Source organism: Plantibacter sp. PA-3-X8 (assembly GCF_003856975.1).
Lineage (GTDB): Bacteria > Actinomycetota > Actinomycetes > Actinomycetales > Microbacteriaceae > Plantibacter > Plantibacter auratus.
In genome coordinates, this window is record NZ_CP033107.1 from 2,770,058 (window position 1) to 2,788,988 (window position 18,931).

The 18,931-nt window shown below is 69.3% G+C and carries 17 protein-coding genes; 2 read left to right on the forward strand and 15 right to left on the reverse strand.

Features of this window, described 5'->3' with window-relative positions; all coding sequences use genetic code 11:
* The first annotated feature begins 45 nt into the window (after nucleotides 1-45).
* The gene (locus EAO79_RS13130; protein WP_124769254.1) at nucleotides 46-1,746 is read left to right on the forward strand and encodes a glycoside hydrolase family 13 protein; all 1,701 of its coding nucleotides are present in this window, start codon (nucleotides 46-48) and stop codon (nucleotides 1,744-1,746) included.
* A 71-nt stretch (nucleotides 1,747-1,817) separates the two neighbouring features.
* Here the strand turns inward: EAO79_RS13130 and EAO79_RS13135 are convergent, their stop codons facing one another.
* The 5 genes from EAO79_RS13135 to EAO79_RS13155 all read right to left on the reverse strand — a co-directional run bounded on the left by EAO79_RS13135 (nucleotide 1,818) and on the right by EAO79_RS13155 (nucleotide 7,216).
* Nucleotides 1,818-2,999: a serine hydrolase gene (locus tag EAO79_RS13135; protein WP_124769255.1), complete on the reverse strand. Its 1,182-nt coding sequence runs from the start codon at nucleotides 2,997-2,999 to the stop codon at nucleotides 1,818-1,820.
* Nucleotides 2,996-3,988, reverse strand: a complete 993-nt coding sequence (locus EAO79_RS13140; protein ID WP_124769256.1) for a glycoside hydrolase family 68 protein — start codon at nucleotides 3,986-3,988, stop codon at nucleotides 2,996-2,998. The genes EAO79_RS13135 and EAO79_RS13140 overlap by 4 nt, the downstream gene beginning before the upstream one ends.
* Before the next feature lie 63 nt (nucleotides 3,989-4,051).
* A complete protein-coding gene (locus EAO79_RS13145; protein ID WP_086473379.1) occupies nucleotides 4,052-4,876 on the reverse strand; it encodes a carbohydrate ABC transporter permease in 825 nt (274 codons plus the stop codon).
* The gene (locus EAO79_RS13150; RefSeq protein WP_079705826.1) at nucleotides 4,873-5,787 is read right to left on the reverse strand and encodes a carbohydrate ABC transporter permease; all 915 of its coding nucleotides are present in this window, start codon (nucleotides 5,785-5,787) and stop codon (nucleotides 4,873-4,875) included. The genes EAO79_RS13145 and EAO79_RS13150 overlap by 4 nt, the downstream gene beginning before the upstream one ends.
* A gap of 73 nt (nucleotides 5,788-5,860) precedes the next feature.
* Complete coding sequence (locus EAO79_RS13155; protein WP_124769257.1) at nucleotides 5,861-7,216, reverse strand: ABC transporter substrate-binding protein; 1,356 nt, start codon at nucleotides 7,214-7,216, stop codon at nucleotides 5,861-5,863.
* 227 nt (nucleotides 7,217-7,443) lie between these two features.
* Here EAO79_RS13155 and EAO79_RS13160 point away from each other — a divergent pair, with 227 nt between their 5' ends.
* On the forward strand, nucleotides 7,444-8,469 hold the full coding sequence (locus EAO79_RS13160; protein WP_124769258.1) for a LacI family DNA-binding transcriptional regulator: 1,026 nt from the start codon (nucleotides 7,444-7,446) through the stop codon (nucleotides 8,467-8,469).
* A 48-nt stretch (nucleotides 8,470-8,517) separates the two neighbouring features.
* Here EAO79_RS13160 and EAO79_RS13165 read toward each other — a convergent pair whose 3' ends face one another.
* From EAO79_RS13165 to EAO79_RS13210, 10 genes are all read right to left on the reverse strand, one after another.
* The gene (locus EAO79_RS13165; RefSeq protein WP_124769259.1) at nucleotides 8,518-9,408 is read right to left on the reverse strand and encodes a siderophore-interacting protein; all 891 of its coding nucleotides are present in this window, start codon (nucleotides 9,406-9,408) and stop codon (nucleotides 8,518-8,520) included.
* On the reverse strand, nucleotides 9,405-11,216 hold the full coding sequence (locus EAO79_RS13170) for an ABC transporter ATP-binding protein (RefSeq protein WP_124769260.1): 1,812 nt from the start codon (nucleotides 11,214-11,216) through the stop codon (nucleotides 9,405-9,407). The genes EAO79_RS13165 and EAO79_RS13170 overlap by 4 nt, the downstream gene beginning before the upstream one ends.
* Nucleotides 11,209-12,861 (reverse strand): ABC transporter ATP-binding protein, encoded by a 1,653-nt coding sequence (locus EAO79_RS13175; RefSeq protein ID WP_206428237.1) that lies wholly within the window; start codon nucleotides 12,859-12,861, stop codon nucleotides 11,209-11,211. Before EAO79_RS13175 ends, EAO79_RS13170 begins: the two co-directional genes overlap by 8 nt.
* Nucleotides 12,858-13,646, reverse strand: coding sequence for an ABC transporter ATP-binding protein (locus tag EAO79_RS13180; protein WP_124769261.1), 789 nt, complete (start codon nucleotides 13,644-13,646; stop codon nucleotides 12,858-12,860). The genes EAO79_RS13175 and EAO79_RS13180 overlap by 4 nt, the downstream gene beginning before the upstream one ends.
* 11 nt (nucleotides 13,647-13,657) lie before the next feature.
* Nucleotides 13,658-14,704 (reverse strand): iron chelate uptake ABC transporter family permease subunit, encoded by a 1,047-nt coding sequence (locus EAO79_RS13185; protein ID WP_124769262.1) that lies wholly within the window; start codon nucleotides 14,702-14,704, stop codon nucleotides 13,658-13,660.
* Nucleotides 14,701-15,798, reverse strand: coding sequence for an iron ABC transporter permease (locus EAO79_RS13190; protein ID WP_124769263.1), 1,098 nt, complete (start codon nucleotides 15,796-15,798; stop codon nucleotides 14,701-14,703). Before EAO79_RS13190 ends, EAO79_RS13185 begins: the two co-directional genes overlap by 4 nt.
* 8 nt (nucleotides 15,799-15,806) lie before the next feature.
* Nucleotides 15,807-16,868, reverse strand: a complete 1,062-nt coding sequence (locus EAO79_RS13195; protein ID WP_124769264.1) for an ABC transporter substrate-binding protein — start codon at nucleotides 16,866-16,868, stop codon at nucleotides 15,807-15,809.
* 162 nt (nucleotides 16,869-17,030) lie between these two features.
* Nucleotides 17,031-17,873 carry an AraC family transcriptional regulator gene (locus EAO79_RS13200; RefSeq protein WP_124769265.1) on the reverse strand — a complete coding sequence of 281 codons (843 nt, stop codon included), beginning with the start codon at nucleotides 17,871-17,873 and terminating at the stop codon, nucleotides 17,031-17,033.
* The gene (locus EAO79_RS13205) at nucleotides 17,870-18,250 is read right to left on the reverse strand and encodes a hypothetical protein (protein WP_124769266.1); all 381 of its coding nucleotides are present in this window, start codon (nucleotides 18,248-18,250) and stop codon (nucleotides 17,870-17,872) included. The genes EAO79_RS13200 and EAO79_RS13205 overlap by 4 nt, the downstream gene beginning before the upstream one ends.
* A gap of 93 nt (nucleotides 18,251-18,343) precedes the next feature.
* Nucleotides 18,344-18,922, reverse strand: coding sequence for an AAA family ATPase (locus EAO79_RS13210; protein ID WP_079705837.1), 579 nt, complete (start codon nucleotides 18,920-18,922; stop codon nucleotides 18,344-18,346).
* Nucleotides 18,923-18,931 lie beyond the last annotated feature (9 nt).

Sequence of the window (18,931 nt, forward strand, 5' to 3'; positions counted from 1 at the left end):
ACACCAGGTACATCCACCACCAGAGAGACCGAGGACCACGCCGTCATGACCGACGCACTACTCGTCGACACCGACACCGACTTGACCGACTCCCAGCAGACGGCCGCCGCCAGCTGGTGGCGTCAGGCCGCCGTGTACCAGATCTACCCGCGGAGCTTCGCCGACGCGGACGGGGACGGTCTCGGCGACCTGCCGGGCATCCGCTCCCGGGTCGACTATCTCGCCGAGCTCGGGATCGACGCGATCTGGCTCAGTCCGTTCTACCCCTCGGCGCTGGCCGACGGCGGGTACGACGTCGCGGACTACCGCGACGTCGACCCGCGGCTCGGCACGTTGGAGGACTTCGATGAATTGATCGCCGCCCTGCACGAGCGCGGGATCCGGGTCATCGTGGACATCGTGCCGAACCACACCTCGGATCTGCACGAGTGGTTCCAGGAGGCGCTCGCCGCCGGCCGCGGGTCGGCGGCTCGCGACCGGTACGTCTTCCGCGAGGGGAAGGGCGCATCGGGGGAGGAACCGCCCACCGATTGGGAGTCGGTGTTCGGTGGCCCCGCCTGGGAGCGAGTCGAGGACGGCCAGTGGTACTTCCACAACTTCGCCACCGAACAGCCGGACCTCAACTGGGACCACCCCGAGGTCCGCGCCGACTTCCTGAAGACGTTGCGGTTCTGGTCGGATCGGGGCGTGGACGGCTTCCGGATCGACGTCGCGCACATGCTCACGAAGGACCTCACCGAGCCGCTGCCGAGTCGTGCTGAACTGGAACTGATGCCGCAGGACGGCAACCATCCGCTCCTGGACCGCGACGACGTGCACGAGGTCTACGCGGAATGGCGGCGGGTGTTCGAGGAGTACGACCCGCCGCGCACCGCGGTCGCCGAAGCGTGGGTGAGTTCACCTGAGCGCCGGGCGAAGTACGCATCGGCCGAGGGACTCGGCCAGGCCTTCAACTTCGACCTGCTCGAGGCGGACTTCGATGCCGACGAGTTCCGCACGGTCATCACCGACAACCTGGCACAGGCGGCGGAGACGGGGTCGTCGACGACGTGGGTGCTGTCCAACCACGATGTGACCCGTCACGCCACGCGGTACGGACTTTCACCCCTGGCCGGGCGCCCGGTGAAGCAGGGCACCGAGTGGGTCGCAGCGGGCGGACCTGAGGCCGACATCGATCGCGACCAGGGGCTCAGACGCGCGCGAGCGGCGACGCTCCTGCTCCTCGGACTTCCCGGCAGCACCTACCTCTACCAGGGGGAGGAGCTCGGCCTGCAGGAGGTCGCCGCGATCACGGCGGAGCAGCGTCAGGACCCCGCGTTCTTCCGCGGCGGCGAGTACGACGGGCTGGGCCGCGACGGTTGCCGCGTGCCGTTGCCGTGGTCGGCGGACGGACCGGCCTTCGGCTTCGGAGGTGCGGTCGCGCACCTGCCGCAACCGGCCTGGTTCGCCGAGTACGCGGTCGACGTGGAGGCAGCGGATCCGACCTCGACGCTCTCGCTCTACCGCGAGGCACTCCGGCTGCGACGACTGCTGCAGACCGAGGAGCGCCTCGAGTGGATCGAAACGGGGAGGCCCGACGTCGTCCGATTCGTGCGGCCGAACGGTTGGCAGGTCGTGACGAACTTCGGCACCGCGCCGTTCCCCCTCCCCGCGGAGGCCGGACCGGTCGTGCTCGGCGCGCTCGTGGACGGGGAGATTGCCGGAGCGTCGACGGTGTGGATCGCCTCGCCGAGCCTGCTCGAGTGATCGTCGAGCGCTGATCGGGGCGGAATCGACCTGGCCCCGATCAGCCGACCATTGTCGCGAAGCGATCCGTGTCAACGAACGGTGCCGGTGAGGGACTCGTGCAAGGCGTCGATGATCGCCGTGGCGCGCACGTCGCCGACGCCCTCCATCTGATTCGTCAAGAATGCGAACCCGATGTCCTGGCGTGGATCGGCGAACGCGACCTGTCCGCCGGCACCGTCGTGCCCGAAGCTGCTCGACGACAGGTAGTGGCGGGCCTCGCTGTCGAGCTGGAACCCCATACCCCAGGCCGGCCACGGCCCGGGAACCTCCCAGACGGGCGGACCGGACGATTGCACGGCGGTGGCCGCGGCGATGGTGGGCACGTCGAGCAACCGGACGCCGTCGGTCTCGCGGAACGAGGCCGACCAGATTGCGGCCAGGGCCCGGGCGCTGGCGATCCCTCCGGCGCCGGGAATCTCCGCCGCCTGGACCTCGGGTCGGTTGAACCCGGCCTCCGGGCCGACGAGTTCGGGCGGCAGAGCACCGCCGAGCGTCATCGCCTGCTCCGACCAATCGACGACGCCCGGTGCCCGGGCCGCCGCCTGGACCCGCGTCAGCTCCGCGAGCGAGTCGCCGACGAGCATGGTGGCGACTCTCCCGTGTTCGGAGGGGGGCAGACCGATCCACGCGTCAGCGCCGAGCGGACGCGCGACCAGGTCCTGGAACGACGCTCCGACGCTCATCCCCGTCACTCGGCGGACGACCTCACCGATCAGCCAACCGTGGGTGATCGCGTGGTAGGCGTATCCGGCTCCCGGCTCCCAGAGCGGCGCCTGCGCCGCGAGTCGCCCGGTGACCGTGTCCCATTCGAGCAGCTCGCTGGGGGTGAGCGGGATGCGTGGTGCGGAGAGCCCTGCCCGATGCGCGAGCAGCTCCCGCACGCGCACCGCCGACTTGCCCGCAGCCGCGAACTCCGGCCAGTACTCGACAACCGGTGCATCGTAGGAGAGCCGTCCCTCCTGCACGAGCCGCGCCGCCAACAGCGACATCAGACCCTTCGTACAGGAGAAGACCACGCTCAGTGTGTCGTCGCGCCACGGGATGGAGGCCGCGGCATCGGTGGTCCCGGCCCAGAGGTCGACGACGGACACGCCACGGTGACGGACGGCGAGCGCGGCACCCATCGTCGGCTGGCCGTCGAAGGCACGCTCGAACGAGGCGGCGACCGACTCGAAGCCGGGGGAGACCAGGCCGTGCACCGTGACCGTCATGAGCCCACCTCGTCCATGGTCGCACGTCGAGGCTTCGGGGGTTCCGGTCGTGGTGGGAGGAGATCCTCGACCGGCAGCGGGTCGCTGATCGTCCCGACGAACCGACCGTCGTCGTCCTGGTTGACGAACGCGAGCAGCACCTGCCTACCTGATCGGTCCGTGATGATGCGCCCGCTGTAGAGCCGTTCGTCGAGGATGAGCCTCGCGTCCTCGGGGAAGAACGGTCCCGCAGGGCCCGCCGCGGGAGCGATCCACACCCCTCCCGTCTCTCCGGACACCTTGCGCGAGCCGGCGAGCATCGACGTGTCGCAGGAGAACAGGACGGACCAGCCCTCCGCCGTCTCGATCGGTTGCAGGACTTCCAGATGCTCGAACCCGGCACCGGGCTCACTCAACGGGGGAGCGGGACGCCACGAGCTGAGGTCATGGGAGACCGCGTGTCCGACGACGCCGCGGTCCGAGTCCGGACCGCGATTCGCCCGGGCGGTCACGAGCATGTGCCAGCCGTCACCGGCCGGATCGGCGAACACCCACGGGTCGCGCCACGCCTCCTCCGGCCAGCTGCCGTCACCGAGTCGTTCGTACCACGGGCCGTCGGCAGCCAGGACGGGGCCGTCCTGCTTCGACCAGGTGTGCAGGTCGCTCGACGTCGCGACGCCCACCGTCTCGATGTTCGCGTGGCTCTCCGCGTCGAGGAACCGCGAGCCCGTGTAGAAGAGGTACCAGCGGTCGCTCGGCCCCAGCACGACGCTGCCGGTCCAGGTCGCCGTCCCATCGAAGGCGGACGGCTCGCCCGGCGACAGGACCGGTCCGAGATCGGTCCACGTCCGCAGGTCCTCCGAGGTCGCGTGTCCGATCCGGGCGTTGCGGTGCCGTCGCTGGGGGTCGCCGAGCGATTTCGGCGCGTGCAGGTAGAAGAGGTGGAAGGTGTCGCCGTCGTCGGCGAACCAGAAGTCCCACACCCAGTGGTCGTCGAGTTCGAAGGTCATGTACGGAGCCGATCGTGGAAGGAGTGGGTTGATTCAGGGCGCTGGTGCGGAGCCGTCATGGGGTCAGCCCTTGACGGCGCCCTGCAGCAACGCGGTGATGAATTGGCGCTGGAAGACGACGAACACGAGGATCGTCGGGACGACGATGAGTAGCGCGCCCGCGTTCAGCAGCGGGATGCTGTTGCTGTACTGCCCCTGGAAGAACGTGAGAGCGCCGGCGACCGTCCGGTTGAGCGGGTCGGACACGAGCACCACCGGCAGGAGGAACTGGTTCCAGGTCCACAGGAACAGGAGGATGGCGAGTGCCGACAGCGCCGGGCGGGCGAGCGGTAGTTGAATGCGCACGAATTCCTGCCAGGTCGTCGCCCCGTCGACCCGAGCCGCTTCCGAGAGTTCGGAAGGGATCCGCACGAAGTGTGCTCGCATCCAGACCACGCTGAACGGCATGAACAGGCCGATGAGCGGCAGGATGATCGCCCACTGCGTGTTCAGCAGTCCGAGCGATTGGATCTCGTAGTACAGCGGGATGATGAGCGACTCGAACGGGATCGTGAGTCCGACGATGAGGAAGACGAACACGAAGCCTCCACCTCGAATCCGCAGGTTGCCGAGCGCGTACCCTGCCAGAGTCGCGAACAGCAGACTCACCGGTACGACGCCGAGGACGATCAGTGCGCTGGAGCCCATCAGCTGCCACACGTGGCCGGTCTCGAACGCGAGGACGAAGTTGCCCCACTGCGGGTCGGTGGGCCAGGTCAGCCCCGTCGGGTTCACCTCTGCAGGCTGCAGGGCCGCCGAGATCATGTTGAGGAGGGGCAGGACGGTGAGGACGAGGACGACGACCAGGATGGCACGGCCGAGGATGACTTCGGTCTTCGAGGTGATCATCGATCGCTCACTTTCGCCAGACGCTGCAGGGGGAGGACGCAGGCGAGGACGAGCACCATGAGGACGATGCCGAACGCCGAGGCGAGGCCGACGTCGCTCTGGGTGAACCCGATGCGGTAGATGGAGATGCCGGGGACGAGGGTCGAACGGCCGGGGCCTCCGAGGGTGGTGGTGTAGATGATGTCGAAGCTGCTGAGTGCGGCGATGACCGTGATCGTCACGAGCACGGAGATCTCCTGACGCAGGCCCGGCACGGTGATGGTGGTGAACTCGCGCAGCCAGCCGGCGCCGTCCAAGCGGATCGCCTCGTACAGGGACGAGTCGATCTTGCCGATACCGGTGAGGAACAGGACGGTGCAGAGGCCCGTGAGCACCCACGAGCCGATGAGTCCGACCGCGGGCAGCGCCGTCTGGAAGTCACCGAGCCACGGACGCGCCAGACCGCCGAGTCCGACGGCGCCGAGGATCTGGTTCACGGCTCCCGTCTGCGCGTACATCCAGGACCAGGCGATACCGGCTGCCGCGAGCGGGATGATCTGCGGGAGGAAGAGGATCGTCTGTGACACCGTGGAGAACGGGCCGGGACGCATGGACCGCATCAGGTTGGCGAGAACGAGCCCAGCGGACACCGGGATTGCGGTGAAGAAGACGATGAGGATGAACGCGTTGCCGATGGACCCGAGCAGGTCGGGGTCGGTGAACACCCGCAGGTAGTTCGCGAACCCGACCCATTCGGACGGACCGACGCCGTTCCATCGGTAGAAGGAGTACTGCACGCCCGTCAACAGCGGATAGACGACGAACCCGATGTAGGCGAGCAGGGCGGGGATGGTGAAGAGCCACCCGATGAGGACCGCCCGCCGGGCCGCGGTGCGTCCGCGGGCCCGACGGGGTGCAATCGTGCCGGTCATGCCGGCAGCCCACGTCGGAGGTCGGCGTGCGTGAGCCGCACGCAGAGGATCGGTCGATTGCGGGTCATGGTGCTCAGCCGGCCAGTTCCTTGGTGTAGAAGTCCTGGACGGCGTCCACGAAGTCCTGGCCGGTGATCTTGCTCGTGACGAGCAGCTGGGACTCGGGGATGATGGCGCCCGCGTAGATACCGGCGGTCGCGTTCGACATGAAGTCCACCTGACCGTTCTCGGCGCCGATCTGCGCGGACATCTTCAGGGCGTCCTCGAGGAGGGAACCGGCCGGCACGGTGGGCAGCGCCTGGCTGGGGTCGCCTCCAGGAGCGGCTCCGGTGACGTCCACGACGATCTGGCGGGCTGCCTCGTCCGTGTGGATCCAGTTGAGGAAGTACACGATCTCGTTGAGGTGCTTGGACTTCGCCGCCACCGAGAAGGAGTTGGCAGCACCCATGGCCACGTGATCGCCGCCCGCCTTCACCGGCGGGACGAGGAAGAAGTCGACGTCGTCACCCATCTTCGCCTGCGTGTCCGCTGCGGCCCAGTTGCCGTTGAAGGTGAAGAGTCCCTCGCCGCCTTGGAACCGACTCACGAACGACGCGTAGTCGATCGCGTTGATGTCGCTCGGGAAGTATCCCGCGTCGGCCCAGCTCCGGATGAGCTCAGCGCCTTGGACGTTGCCCTTCGTGTCGTACGTGGCACCGGGCTTGTTGAAGATCCAGTCCGACATCTCGGCCTTGTCGCCGTACTGGTTCATGGCCGCCTGGATGACGAAGTTGACGACGCCGTCCTTGTCTCCCGCCATGATCGGCAGGACCCCGGCCGCCTTCGCGGTGGCGAAGTCGTCCTCGAGTTCGCCGAGCGTCGCCGGCGGCGCGTCGATTCCGAGTTGCTTGGCCAGCTTCAGGTTCATGTAGATGCCCGTCACGCTGTAGCCGAGGCCGAGCTGGTACAGCGATCCCTTGCCGCGGATGCCGTCGGCGTCGACCCGCAGCGGCGCGAGTTGCGACTCGGACCAGGCGTCCCAGCCGTAGGCCTCGGAGTACGGGTCGAGATTGGCGAGCAGGCCGTCCTTCACCGTGTCGCCGATGGTCGGGAGCCTGATGAGGTCGGGCGGGGTGTCGCTCGCGAGGAGTTTCGGCGCGTTCGCCGTGAGGTTCGCGAAGGTGTCGCGGTTGATCTTGAAGGTGATGTTCGGGTGTTGCTTCGTGAACTCGTCGGCCAGCTTCTCGGTGACCGGGAAGCCGGTCTCGTCGGCGATGGTGAGCTCGACCTTGTCCTTGGTCAGCGTGGTGCTGACGTCGACCGATGACGAGGCTGCGGGCGCCGAGCCGCCTGGAGCGCAGCCGGTGAGGGCGAGCGCGGAGGCCGCGGCGAGCGAGGCGAGGGCGACCGCTGAGCGGACGACTCCCCGACGGGAGGGACGGGTGAACATGAGGAGACTCCTTTGTCGAAGGTGCAGTGCTGTGACGTGCGCCGAGCGCGTCGACCCGACCCGGCCGCGCGCCTGAGGGGGACGAGCGGGCAACCGGACCGGCCTACCTAAATCCATGTAGTTCGTCACTAAAAGGTTTTAGATAGGAGTAATGTTCTGCGGAGGCCCAAGGTTTGTCAAGTGTGATCTGATGGACGGGTCGGAGACAGGAACCGAGGGGAGTAGCGATGGCTCGAAACAGGGTGACGCTGGCGGATGTCGCGCGAGAGGCGGGGCTGTCGATCACTGCGGCCTCGATGATCCTCAACGGTCGTCCGGAGACCGGGCTGTCGAAGGAGTCTCATGATCGTGTCTTCGCCGCCGCCGAGGCGCTCCACTACCGGCCGAACGTGGCCGCCCGCGGACTCCGGACGGACAAGACCCGCACGATCGGGTTCATCTCCGACGAGATCGCCACCACACGGTACGCCGGTGGACTGATCAAGGGCGCTCTCGAGGCCGCCGAGGAGGCTCGCCACGTCATCCTCCTCCTCGAGACCGGCGGTGATCCCAGACGGGAGGCCGAGGCGATCGGCGCGGTCCTCGATCGACAGGTCGACGGCATCATCTTCGCGACCATGCGATCGCGCGAGTTCTTCGTTCCCGAGCTTCCGACCTCGACCTCGGTCGTCATGCTGAATGCGACGAATTCGCATCACCCCGTCTCCGTCCTCCCGGATGAGTTCGCCGGCGGACGCGCAGCGATCGAACTGCTCCTCGACCACGGTCACTCAGCGGGCATCGCGCTCATCGGGCAGAACGACGAAGTGGAGCGGGACCGCTTCCGTTCCGCGACGGTGGAGGCCCGGGTGGCCGGTATCCGCGGGGCGATGCGGGAGCGCGGCCTGACCTTCGTGGCGGAGGAGTCCATCCCGGTCTGGGAGCCCGAGCACGGCTATCGCGCGGTGCACGAACTCTTTGCTCGTCGGCACGACGTCCGGGCCCTGCTCTGCCTCAACGACCGTCTCGCCTTCGGTGCTTATCAAGCGTTGGCCGAACTCGGTCTGTCCGTGCCCGGAGACGTCTCCGTCGTCGGGTTCGACAACGACGAGGTCGCCTCCTATCTGCGCCCGGAGCTCTCGACCATCGCGCTGCCCCACGAGGAGATGGGCCGTCGTGCGGTCAAACTCCTGCTCGAGGGCGCATCGGGCGAGCCGGTGCTCGTCCCGATGCCGGTGGTGTCGCGCTCGTCCGTCGAACCACCGCGCGGCTGAACGGACTCGAACCGGAGGACGGCCCTCCGGCGGCGGGCCCCACCTCGGTCAGAGGCCGAGGCGGTCGAGCTGCTCCTCGAACCGGATCTGCACGTCCTCCGGTTCAGCGTCCTCCACGGCGCTCCAGATCGCGTCGAGCTCCTGTTGGACGGACGCCGGGAGGGCGGCGAACTTCTCGTCCCAGGCGGTGATCGGCGTCCAGTACCCGACCACCTTGAAGCGGGTGGCGGGTAGCCCGAGCTCCTTGCGCAGATACTTGCGCACGTCGCGGAGGGCCACCGTCTCACCCGCCACCCAGATGTAGCCCTGATCGAGCGGGAGGCGCTCGTCCACGACACTCCGGACGAGTCGGCCCAGCGCACTCGGGCCGTGTCCGTTGCCGCCTACCACCCAGGTGACCGTCACGTCGTCGTTCGTCTCGATCGCGATCCGATCCTGCTCGCTCGGTACCTCGAGCACCACGCGGGTCCGCACTCCGGGCGGTGTTTGTGCGACGATGCGCTTGACTGCGGGAAGACCGGTGAGGTCCGCGACGAGCACCTGCCAATCCATGCCGGCGGGCGGCGCGTACAGGCCGGTGGGCGAGTTCAGGCCGAGCACGTGTCCGGGCTGGGCGCGAGCCGCCCACGGCCGCGCGACCCCGGCCTCGTGCACGACGAAGTCGATGTCGATCTCGACGGGGTCCTGCCGCACAGCGCTGATCGTGTAGGTCCGCATCGGTGCCTGCGGTGAGCCCTCCGGCGTCTCCCACCAGTCGCCTGCCGGTACCGGGAGCGAGACGTCCGTCGGGTCGGCGCCGTGGGGGAAGAACACGCGGACGTACTCATCACCCGTGCCGGTGCTGACGAAGTCCTCGACGCCCGGACCGCCGAGGGTGATGCGGATCAGGTTCGGACTCAGGGGTGTCGCTACGGTCACGATGCCGCGGTGGATCTTCATGGCGTCTCGGCCTCTCGGGTCGGTTCGGTGTGCTGGGTAGGATGCGGGCTGTGCGCGAGCCAGGACTCGCGGTAGGGGCCGGGGGAGGCGAGGAGTTCCGCGTGCGTGCCGTGTTGGACGATCCGACCGTCCGCGAAGACCGCGATCCGGTCGGCGGTGGCGGCCTGCTCCAACCGGTGCGCGATGAGCAGCGCGGTGCGGTCCGTCCGGAGGACGGCGATCGCCGCTTCGACGGCGTCGCGATGGTGCAGCCCGACGTCGGCTGTCGCCTCGTCGAGGATCACGATCGCCGGGTCCGCGAGGAACGCCCGAGCGACCGCGAGTTGCTGGATCCGCCCCTCGTCGAGCGGCAGGGGCGACGGCCTCGACCCGGTCGGGTCCGCCGCCGGGTCGTCCTGCAACGCGGTGACTGCCCACTCGGCCCCGACGGCACGGAGCGCCGAGACCATCTCGTCCCGGCTGGCGTGCGGAGCCCCGAGTCGGAGGTTGTCGGCGATCGAGCCACGGAAGTGGTGGAGCTCCTGCGACAGGTAGTACGGGGTGTGGCCGACGAGCACCCGCCCCGACGTCGCGGGATGGTGTCCGGCGACGACCCGCGCCAGGGTGCTCTTGCCCGAGCCGGACGTGCCGACGAGCGCTGTGGTCGTACCGGGCGGTACGTCGATGGTGACCTCCGCGATCCCACGGTCCGTGGTCGGATACCGGAACGTCAGGTCGCGCACTCGGATCGCCGGCGGTGCGGTGACACCGTCTGCGGCACCGCCGACGGGTGAGGGCGACTCCGGCATCGCGGACGACGCTGCTGCGAGGTCGATGACCCCGACGAGCCGAGCCAGCCCGACCGTGGCCCGCTGGATGTCGTCGAGCCCGAAGATGAGCCGGCCGACCGGATCGAACAGCCGGTGGAACAGGAGCGCGGCGGTGGTCACGAGCCCGACGGTGATCGTTCCCTGCAGGTTCAGGAGGAAGCCGGTCGCCAGGATCGCGGACAGTCCGATGAGCTCACCCGAGTTGATCCATCGGAACAAGCGGTTCGCGACCCGCACGCCCTCGATCTGCGCGTCGATGGAGGCGGCCGCGCGTTCCCGGACACGTTCGAGCGCGTGGTCCGTGCCCACAAACGCTGCGAGGGTCTCCGCGCCGTCGACCACGTCCAGCACGGCCTGACTGCGCGACGCTTCGCGAATCCGGACCGTGCGGAACACCACTCGGGATCGCCGGAGGAACGCACGGGTCCCGAGGACGTAGCACGGCACCGAGGCGAGACCGGCGAGCGCGAGCCACGGGTCGACGGCTGCCAGGGCGACGGCCGACACTCCGATCGCGAACCCGGCGGAGAGCAGTGTCGGGGCGACGTTTCCGCCGGCCTCCGCGACCGCGTCGACGTCGCCGGTGACCCGGGACAGGAGATCGGCACGCTCGCCGTCGTCGACGGTGCTCACCGGGAGCCGCATGGCCGAGGCGAACACATCCTCGCGCAGTTCGGCGAGCAGGTCCTGCACCAGCCCCGTGAGCACCCGAGTCGCCCACAGCGTCACCGCGACGGCCCCGACAGCGCCGACGGCGGCTGCGGCCACCCAGCCTGAGATGACGCTCAGCCCGGCATCGGAAGCGACGGCGTCCACGATCCGCCCGAGACACGCGGGCATCACGACACCCAGTGCGGCGGCTGCGAGGAAGAGGACCACCACGGCGGCGGTCCGTCCGCGGTGTCGTTGGAGGAGGGCATCGACGACGGTTCGGACGCGGGAGCCCTCGGCGACGGGGAGCATCTCGGCGGTGGTGGGCTCCGTGGCGGGATCAGTCATGGCGGGTCTCCGAACCGGGAGTGAGCTCGACGACCCTGTCGCAGGCGTTCAACAGGACCGGCGAGGTGGTGATGACGACGACGGTGCCGTCGTGCGCCGCGAGTGCTCGGGCGATGCGGGTCTCCGTGAGGACGTCGACGGCCGACGTCGGTTCGTCGAGGACGAGCACGTCCGCACCGGCATGGAGCGCCCTGGCGATGCCGACGCGCTGGCGCTGCCCGCCGGAGAGCCGTCTGCCCGCCTCACCGACCGGTGACGACCAGCCGCCGAGCTGCACGACCGCGTCGTCGAGCGCCGCCATGCCGACGAACACCGCATCCGGGTCGCCGGTCACGTCATGACCGCGGACCGCCTCCGCCAGGGTGCCGCTCATGATGCGCTGGCCATGCGGTGGCGCGACCACACGACGGCGGTACGCCACCGGGTCGAGGTCCAGCTGGTCGACGAGTCTGCCGTCGACGGCGAGCGAGACGCTGCCGCGCTCGGCGGGGGTCCGCATGCCGAGCAGACGGGAGAGGGCGCGCGCCGTGTCGCTGTCGGGCGGCCGGACGCCGAGCAGTTCACCAGCACGGACGTCCACCGGTCGGTCCTGGTGTTCGGGGTGGAAGGACAGCACGACGTCGGTCGCAGGGCCGGAATCGGACGTCTCGTCCAGCCGACCGCCCGCTTCGAGCAGGTCGTCGGCGTCGACGACCGCTGCCAAGCGCTTGGCGGAGGCGAGCTTGTGGATCCAGTTGGACGGGAATGATCCCGCCTGTGCGAGGTATCCGCTGATGAACTGCGCGAGGCCGAGCACCGTCACGAGTTCGCCGATGCTGATCCGACCCTCCGCGGCGAACCACGCGGACAGGCCGACGAGTGCGGCCATGACGAACGCCGCCAGCGTGCCGCTCACGGCGTCGAAGAGGGCGAGGGACCGCCCGGCGGCCGTCGCAGCGCGTCGTGCGACATCACTGGCGGCGTCATATCGCCGCACGGCTTCAGCCCGCCCGCCGATGCCGACGAGCACTCGGAACCCGCTCATGAAGTCGGCGGCCACCGCTCCGGCCTCGGTCGCCGCCCGTTGCTCGGCGAAGCCGCGGCGTTCCAACGGGCGTGACACGACGCGCATGACGAGCATCATGCCGATGGTCGACACGAACACCACGATCGTCGCCACCGGCGAGATCACCGACATCGCCAGCGCGGCTCCGATGATGGCCGCGATGGTCGCCGACTGCTGCGCGACCGACCAGGCGACGCCGGCCACCCGGTAGGTGTCGGACGTGACGACCGTCAGGGCCTCACCCGCCGAAAGGTTCTGTCGCGAGAGCTGCGGCCGAAGCATCCGGGAGAGTGTGAGGTGCCGGAGCGCCTGTTCGCCGTGCCCGTAGATCGACACCATGAGGCGCGACGCCGACTGATAGCTCACCGTCAGGACGAGGAAGGTCCCGACCAGGAGCCCGATCCAGACCCCGAGGGCGACCGGATCGGACGGCACCACCGCGCGGTCGATGGTCGCCCCGATGATCACGGGGATCGCCGCCTCCGAGAGGGCGTGCACGATGAGGAGGCCGGTCGCGGCGACGAGCATGGCGCCGCGACCGTCCGCTCCCAGCGCGATGCCGAAGAGGCGCCGCGGCGTGCTGGTCGTCGTCCCGCTCACCGGCTCCGCCGTCCGAGCGGGAGTACCAGCGGGGTACCGGAGACGGGGTCGGTGATGACCTGGCACGGCAGGTCGTACACGGCCTCCACGAGGTCGGCGGTGATGATCTCCTGGGGATCGCCCTGGGCGACGATCGCACCGTCGCGCATCGCGACGAGATGGGTCGCATAGCGGGCGGCGTGGTTGAGGTCGTGGAGGACCGCGACGAGGGTGGTGCCGCTGCGATGCAGATCCGTGAACAGCTCCATCAGCTCGATCTGGTGCGCGATGTCGAGGAACGTCGTCGGCTCGTCGAGCAGCAGGTGCTTCGTCTGCTGGGCGAGTGCCATCGCGACCCAGACGCGTTGCCGCTGTCCGCCCGAGAGCTCGTCGACCAGCCGGCGGGACAGCTCCGTGACCCCCGTCGCGGCCATCGCCTCCGAGACCGCCGTTTCGTCGGCGCTGCTCCACGTCCGCATCGCGCTCTGGTGCGGGAACCTCCCACGCCCGACGAGGTCGGCGACGGTGATCCCGTCGGGGGCGATGGCGGATTGGGGGAGGAGCCCGAGTCGGCGAGCGGTGTCCTTCGGTTTCGACGCGCGGATGTCCGTCCCGTCGAGGAGGACGGCACCGGCGGTCGGACGCAGGAGCCGTGCGAGTCCGCGGAGCAGGGTCGACTTGCCGCAGGCGTTCGGTCCGATGATGATCGTGAACGAGTCGTCCGGCACCTCGAGCGACAGCTCGGAGACGATCGGAGCATCGCCGTAGCCCAGGGTGAGGTCGCGGGCGAGGAGCGACGTGGTCATGGGAGTTCCTTTCACGTGCGGCGCACGAATTGGGCGGCCAGCAGGCAGGTCAGATAGATGCCACCGACCGAGAGCGTCACCACGCCGACCGGGACCGCGAGCAGCTGGGCGACGGCGTCGGAGACGACGACCAGGGCGGCTCCGGTGAGCATCACCGGCGCGAGGCCCATCGGGGTGTTCGAGCGGGTGAGCCGTTGAGCGATCTGCGGGGCGGCCAAGGCGATGAACGAGATCGGGCCGGCGGCGGCGGTGACGAGCGCCACGAGGGCCACACCGACGACCATGGCGATCAGCCGGGTGCGTCCAGGGCGCACTCCGAGGGCCATGGCGGCGTCGTCGCCCATCTCGAGCACGGGGAGCGAACGTCGGAGTGGCCGAGCAAGCATGGCGAACACGACGAAGGCCGTGGCGGCGGGGAGCAGCTGGTCGAAGCCGAGCGAGGCGAGGGATCCGGCACCCCAGGTGGCCGCCATCATCGCCTGCTCGACGCTGACGGAGATGAGGATCCAGGAGGTGAGGGAACCGAGCCCGGCCGAGACGCCGATGCCGACGATGATGAGCCGGAAGGACGACATGGTGTGGCGGTTCGCGAGGACGGCGACGAGCAGGGCGGTCAGCAGACCGCCGACGAGTGCCCCGGCGGCTTTGAACAGGTAGGTGTTGAGCCCGAGGACGAGCATCGTCAGCGTGACACCGAACTGCGCGCCGACACCGAACCCGATGATGTCCGGTGAGCCGAGCGGGTTGCGGGTGAGCGACTGGAAGATGCCCCCGGAGAGCGCAAGTGCCGCTCCGCAGAGCACCGCGAACAGCACCCGCGGCAGTCGCCACTCGGTCACGACCTGGCGGACGTCCGGGTCGGACGCGGGGTCGACGATCGCCCGGATGACCGCGGAGAAGCCGATCTCGTACGCTCCGATCGTCGTCGCGAACAGCCCTGCTCCGATGATCACCACGACGAGTCCGAGGCACACGAGGACGGACCGCACGGGTACGAGCGTCGCGATGTGCGCGGTCTCCACGCGGATCAGCCGTCGTCCATGGTCGATGACGCTCACAGTCCGCTCACCCGCTTCCGACGCACCAGCATGATCAGGATGGGAGCGCCGAGGAGCGCCGTGACGATCCCCACCCGGAGCTCTCCGGACGGCAACACGATCCGGCCGAGGACGTCTGCGAGCAGCAGGAACGCGGGGCCGATCACCATCGAGTACGTCAGCACCCAGCGCTGGTCGGGGCCCGTGAACCACCGGACGACATGGGGGATCATGAGGCCCACGAAGGCGATCGGACCGGCGGCTGCGACGCCCGTACCGGCCAGGAGGGTGACGGCGACGACGACCCACACCCGGGTGCTGCGCACTCGCGCCCCGAGCGCCTGGGCGAGTTCGTCTCCCAGGGTCAGCGCGTTCAGCGACCGGGCGCAGAGCAGACCGATCACGAGGCCCGCGACGATCAGCGGAGCAGCCCACGTGAGCTGGTCGAGGGTGCGGCCCCCGATGGATCCCACGCTCCAGAAGCGCATGACCTGGAGGGTGCCTTCGTCCCGCAGCACGATCGCGGTGGTGAAACCGGTGCAGGCGGCACCGAGGGCGACCCCCGCGAGGGTCAGTTTCATCGGGGTCGCGCCCGAGGCCCCGACGGATCCGAGCGTGTAGACGATCACCGTGAGGATGAACGCACCCGCCAGGGCGAACGGGACGTAGGTGCCGGGAGTCGTCAGTCCCAGGACACCGACCGCGAAGGTCACGGCGAACGACGCACCGGCGTTCACCCCGAGGATGCCCGGGTCGGCGAGCGGGTTGCGGGTGAAGGCCTGGATGAGCCCGCCGCAGACGGCGAGCGCCGCACCGACCAGGATGCCGAGCAGCGTCCGTGGGACGCGCAGCTCCATGACCATGAGGTGCAGGGGGTTCGCGTCGTCATAGGCGACGAGCGCGCGGACGACGGTCAGTGGATCGATGGCCCGATTGCCGATGGCGAGTGAGGCGACGGCTGCGGCGATCAGCACCACGGTGGCGACGAGGAGCCCGGCGGCGAGGGTCCCGGTGCGGTGGGGCGAGACGTCCGCGCGTCCGGCCCCACCGGGCGTCGGGACGTCCGCCGCCCCGCCCGCAGCCGGCGCTGCTGACGGGGCGGCGGACCGGGACATCTCCGACGTCACTTGCCGTCGATGGTCGGCTCGCCCTGCAGCGCCGCTGCGAGGTCGTCGACGTAGCCGGGCAGGACGTACTGCAGGGACAGGACGGTCGGCGCGCTGATGGCCGAGGCCTTGGCGGCGTCGGCGTAGATCACGTAGGACCCGGCGGCGATCGGCGCCCAGCGCGACACCACGGCGTTCTCGACCGTGTACGTCCCTTCCTCGGCACTTCCACCCCACGCGGCGAACAGGTCGGCGTCCACGTCGTAGAGCTGCTCGAGGCTGACGCCGGTGTACCAGTTGTCGCCCTCGGCGCTCGCGAGGAAGCTGTCCATCGCCGACGTCGAGGTGAAGCCGAGCGCTTCGGTGATGCGGACCCGCGGGTCGTACTCGAGGTAGACGCCGAGGTCCGTCCCGCCCTCGTTCAGGGTGAGGCCCCAGACGAAGCTCTTGTCGTCGAACTCGGGGTGTGCGTCGGCGAGGGAGGTGATGAGGTCCTCGGTCTCGCCGATGAGCTCCTCGGCCTTGGCCTCCTCCGACATCGCCTTCCCGACGGTGCGGGTCATGCCCTCCCAGGTGCCCGGGTTCCAGGGTCCCTCGATGTAGGGGACGGTCGGGGCGATCTCGGTGAGCCGCTCGTATTCGATGTCGGTGACACCGGAGTAGAGGCTGAGGATCAGGTCGGGCTTCAGGGACTTGATCGCCTCGTAGTTCGGGCCGTCGTCCGTGAAGGGGATGATCTCGGGCATCTCGCCGTACGCCTCGGAGACGTAGTCCTCGAACCAGGGCTGGTAGCCGCTCTCACCGGCACCCCAGACCTCTTCGATGCCGACGGGGTTGGTGCCGAGGGCGGCGACGATGTCAGGCGTCATCCACCCGAGAGCCACGATCCGTTCCGGCTTCTCCGGGATGACGGTCTCACCGTGGGCGTGTTCGATGATGACGCCGTCGGTCGATGCCGTCGTCGATCCGGTGTCGCCGGTGGCGGCCGAACATCCGGCGAGGGCGAGAGCGGTGGCGATGACGGCGGCGAGGAGGGTGGATCCTCGGCGGACGTTCGGGCGCGCGAAAGCGTGCGGCATGGGGCTCCTTTGAAGAGGGGGGAGTGGGATCACCGCTGGCGATCCAGAAGTTAGGTAAGCATGTCCTAACAGAACGATCGTAGGGCGCTTCCGCGCGCGACAGCGTCGAGGAACCGACGAGTTCTGTCGCGGATCCGACACGGTGGTGCGTGCCCGGGTGGATCAGCGCCAGTAGAGCTGGTGGGCGGGGTCCGCCTGCACCCGTGCCACGTACTCCCGAGGGGTCATGCCGAACCGGGCTCGGAAGCTCGCGGAGAAGGCGCTCGAGGACGCGTACCCGCACCGGTGCGCGGCCGCCCCGATCGGCATGCCGTCGATGATCAGCCGCGCCGCCAGCGTCATCCGGACGCCCGTCCGCCACCGGGCGAAACTCATCCCGGTGTCGTGCTGGAAGATCCGCAGCACGGTGCGCTCGTGGAGGCCGTGCACGTCGAACAGCTCGCGCGCGCCCCGGAGGTCACCCGGATCGGCGAGGATCGCACGGACGAGCGGACGGACACGATCGTCGGACGGCATCGGGATCTCGCCCCAGCCGTCCGCCGTCTCCGGCGCGGGCTGCTGCAGCATCTCGATGAGGACCGCCTGCGCACGGACCCGGAGGTCGGTCGGCATGTCGTTGATCCCGAGGTGGAGCAACATCTCCTGCACCGCACGCGGGACCAGGACCTGGGTGACGGTCTCGACGGGCGCGATCAGCGAGGTGGCGGGGAGGTAGGTGTAGCACCCGGTGGAGTCGCGCTCGTGGTGCGCGGTGTGCGGCGTGTGTGCTGGGATCCAGACGCCCTGACCCGGTGCGAGGCGCCACATCGCGTTCGGGAGATGCACCCACACGGTGCCGCGGTAGCACCAGGCGAGCATGGCGTCCGGATGACGGTGCGGTGGCGAGAGCGGGCGACTCCCGGTGTCCTCGTCGGTGACGACACCGGTGCCCATCAGATACGGTTCGGCGACCGACGAAGGATGCTCGGGGCTCGCGTCCCAGTCGATCCGGCTGTACGGGCTCAACGAGCGCTCGTACCCGCGTCGCCGATCAGCGGGAGGCCGTCGTCGTCGAAGCGGACGCCGTTCGCGGCGAGCCGGCGTTCCGCCTCGTGATGGACGACGCCGCGCTTGCGCGGATCGGCTTCGAGGAGGTGGATCAGGAGATCGTCCGTCGCGTTCGGGTGCAGCGCGATCTCGATACGCGCACCCCAGAAGCGGTCCCCGAGGAAGAGCTCCAACGCCGCTGGGTCGGCTGCCGGATTGTGCGCCGCAGCGGCGCGGATCGCCTGATTGGGGTCGTTCGCCAAGACGGAGAACTCCTCGAACGTGCTCGCCGATCGCGCGAGCTCATAGCGTCGTTCCTCGTCCGCGATCTGCTCCGGCGTCTTGCGTCTGGCCACGGTGGTCCCTTCATCCCGTCGCCGTCAACCTACCTGGCTCGCCTGATGTTCGACAACGACGGCTTGCCGCGCCGCCGGGCGCTGACGGGCGCGTCACGCCAGGGCGGCGAGCGCTTCGTCGAGGCGTTCGGCGGCTTCGCCGTCGGCGCTGTTGTCGAACAGGATGTGGTGGGCTCCGCGCCATCGGCACTCGGCCGCCTGCGCGGTCGCCCAGAACTCGTCCCAGTTCGCCAGTTTCCAGGTGTCCCGCTCATAGCCTCTGGCGTGCACGCGATCCTTGACCCGGGTACCGTCGACGGTCACGTGCACGACGACGATGTCGACCTCCTGCGGCCACGAGTGCTCGCTCGCCGCCTCCTCGAGGAACCCACTCTGCGGGAAGTACCGCACGAACGGTGCGTCGAGGACGACCGACATGCCGAGTCTGAGGTTGTCTCCGGCGAGCCGGAGGAGGGTCCGGTACTCGAGGTCCATCACGACCCGCTGGTAGTACTCGTTGTTGTCCCGTTCGTGCTTGTCGGTGCCGGCGGCCTCGAGGAGGGTCTCGGTGAAGAAGGTCGCCACCGAGTCCTTGTCGAGGTAGGCCGCCGACACCCGCTCGGCGATGAGCGTGCTCACCGTCGACTTCCCTGACCCCGCGGGGCCGATGACGAAGTAGAGTTTCGGACTCATCGGGTCACG

Excerpts from the sequence above, each read along its gene's own strand:
- EAO79_RS13130 (WP_124769254.1), top strand. The coding sequence starts at position 46 with ATGACCGACGCACTACTCGTCGACACCGACACCGACTTGACCGACTCC.
- EAO79_RS13135 (WP_124769255.1), bottom strand. The coding sequence starts at position 2,999 with ATGACGGTCACGGTGCACGGCCTGGTCTCCCCCGGCTTCGAGTCGGTC.
- EAO79_RS13140 (WP_124769256.1), bottom strand. The coding sequence starts at position 3,988 with ATGACCTTCGAACTCGACGACCACTGGGTGTGGGACTTCTGGTTCGCC.
- EAO79_RS13145 (WP_086473379.1), bottom strand. The coding sequence starts at position 4,876 with ATGATCACCTCGAAGACCGAAGTCATCCTCGGCCGTGCCATCCTGGTC.
- EAO79_RS13150 (WP_079705826.1), bottom strand. The coding sequence starts at position 5,787 with ATGACCGGCACGATTGCACCCCGTCGGGCCCGCGGACGCACCGCGGCC.
- EAO79_RS13155 (WP_124769257.1), bottom strand. The coding sequence starts at position 7,216 with ATGTTCACCCGTCCCTCCCGTCGGGGAGTCGTCCGCTCAGCGGTCGCC.
- EAO79_RS13160 (WP_124769258.1), top strand. The coding sequence starts at position 7,444 with ATGGCTCGAAACAGGGTGACGCTGGCGGATGTCGCGCGAGAGGCGGGG.
- EAO79_RS13165 (WP_124769259.1), bottom strand. The coding sequence starts at position 9,408 with ATGAAGATCCACCGCGGCATCGTGACCGTAGCGACACCCCTGAGTCCG.
- EAO79_RS13170 (WP_124769260.1), bottom strand. The coding sequence starts at position 11,216 with ATGACTGATCCCGCCACGGAGCCCACCACCGCCGAGATGCTCCCCGTC.
- EAO79_RS13180 (WP_124769261.1), bottom strand. The coding sequence starts at position 13,646 with ATGACCACGTCGCTCCTCGCCCGCGACCTCACCCTGGGCTACGGCGAT.
- EAO79_RS13190 (WP_124769263.1), bottom strand. The coding sequence starts at position 15,798 with ATGTCCCGGTCCGCCGCCCCGTCAGCAGCGCCGGCTGCGGGCGGGGCG.
- EAO79_RS13195 (WP_124769264.1), bottom strand. The coding sequence starts at position 16,868 with ATGCCGCACGCTTTCGCGCGCCCGAACGTCCGCCGAGGATCCACCCTC.
- EAO79_RS13210 (WP_079705837.1), bottom strand. The coding sequence starts at position 18,922 with ATGAGTCCGAAACTCTACTTCGTCATCGGCCCCGCGGGGTCAGGGAAG.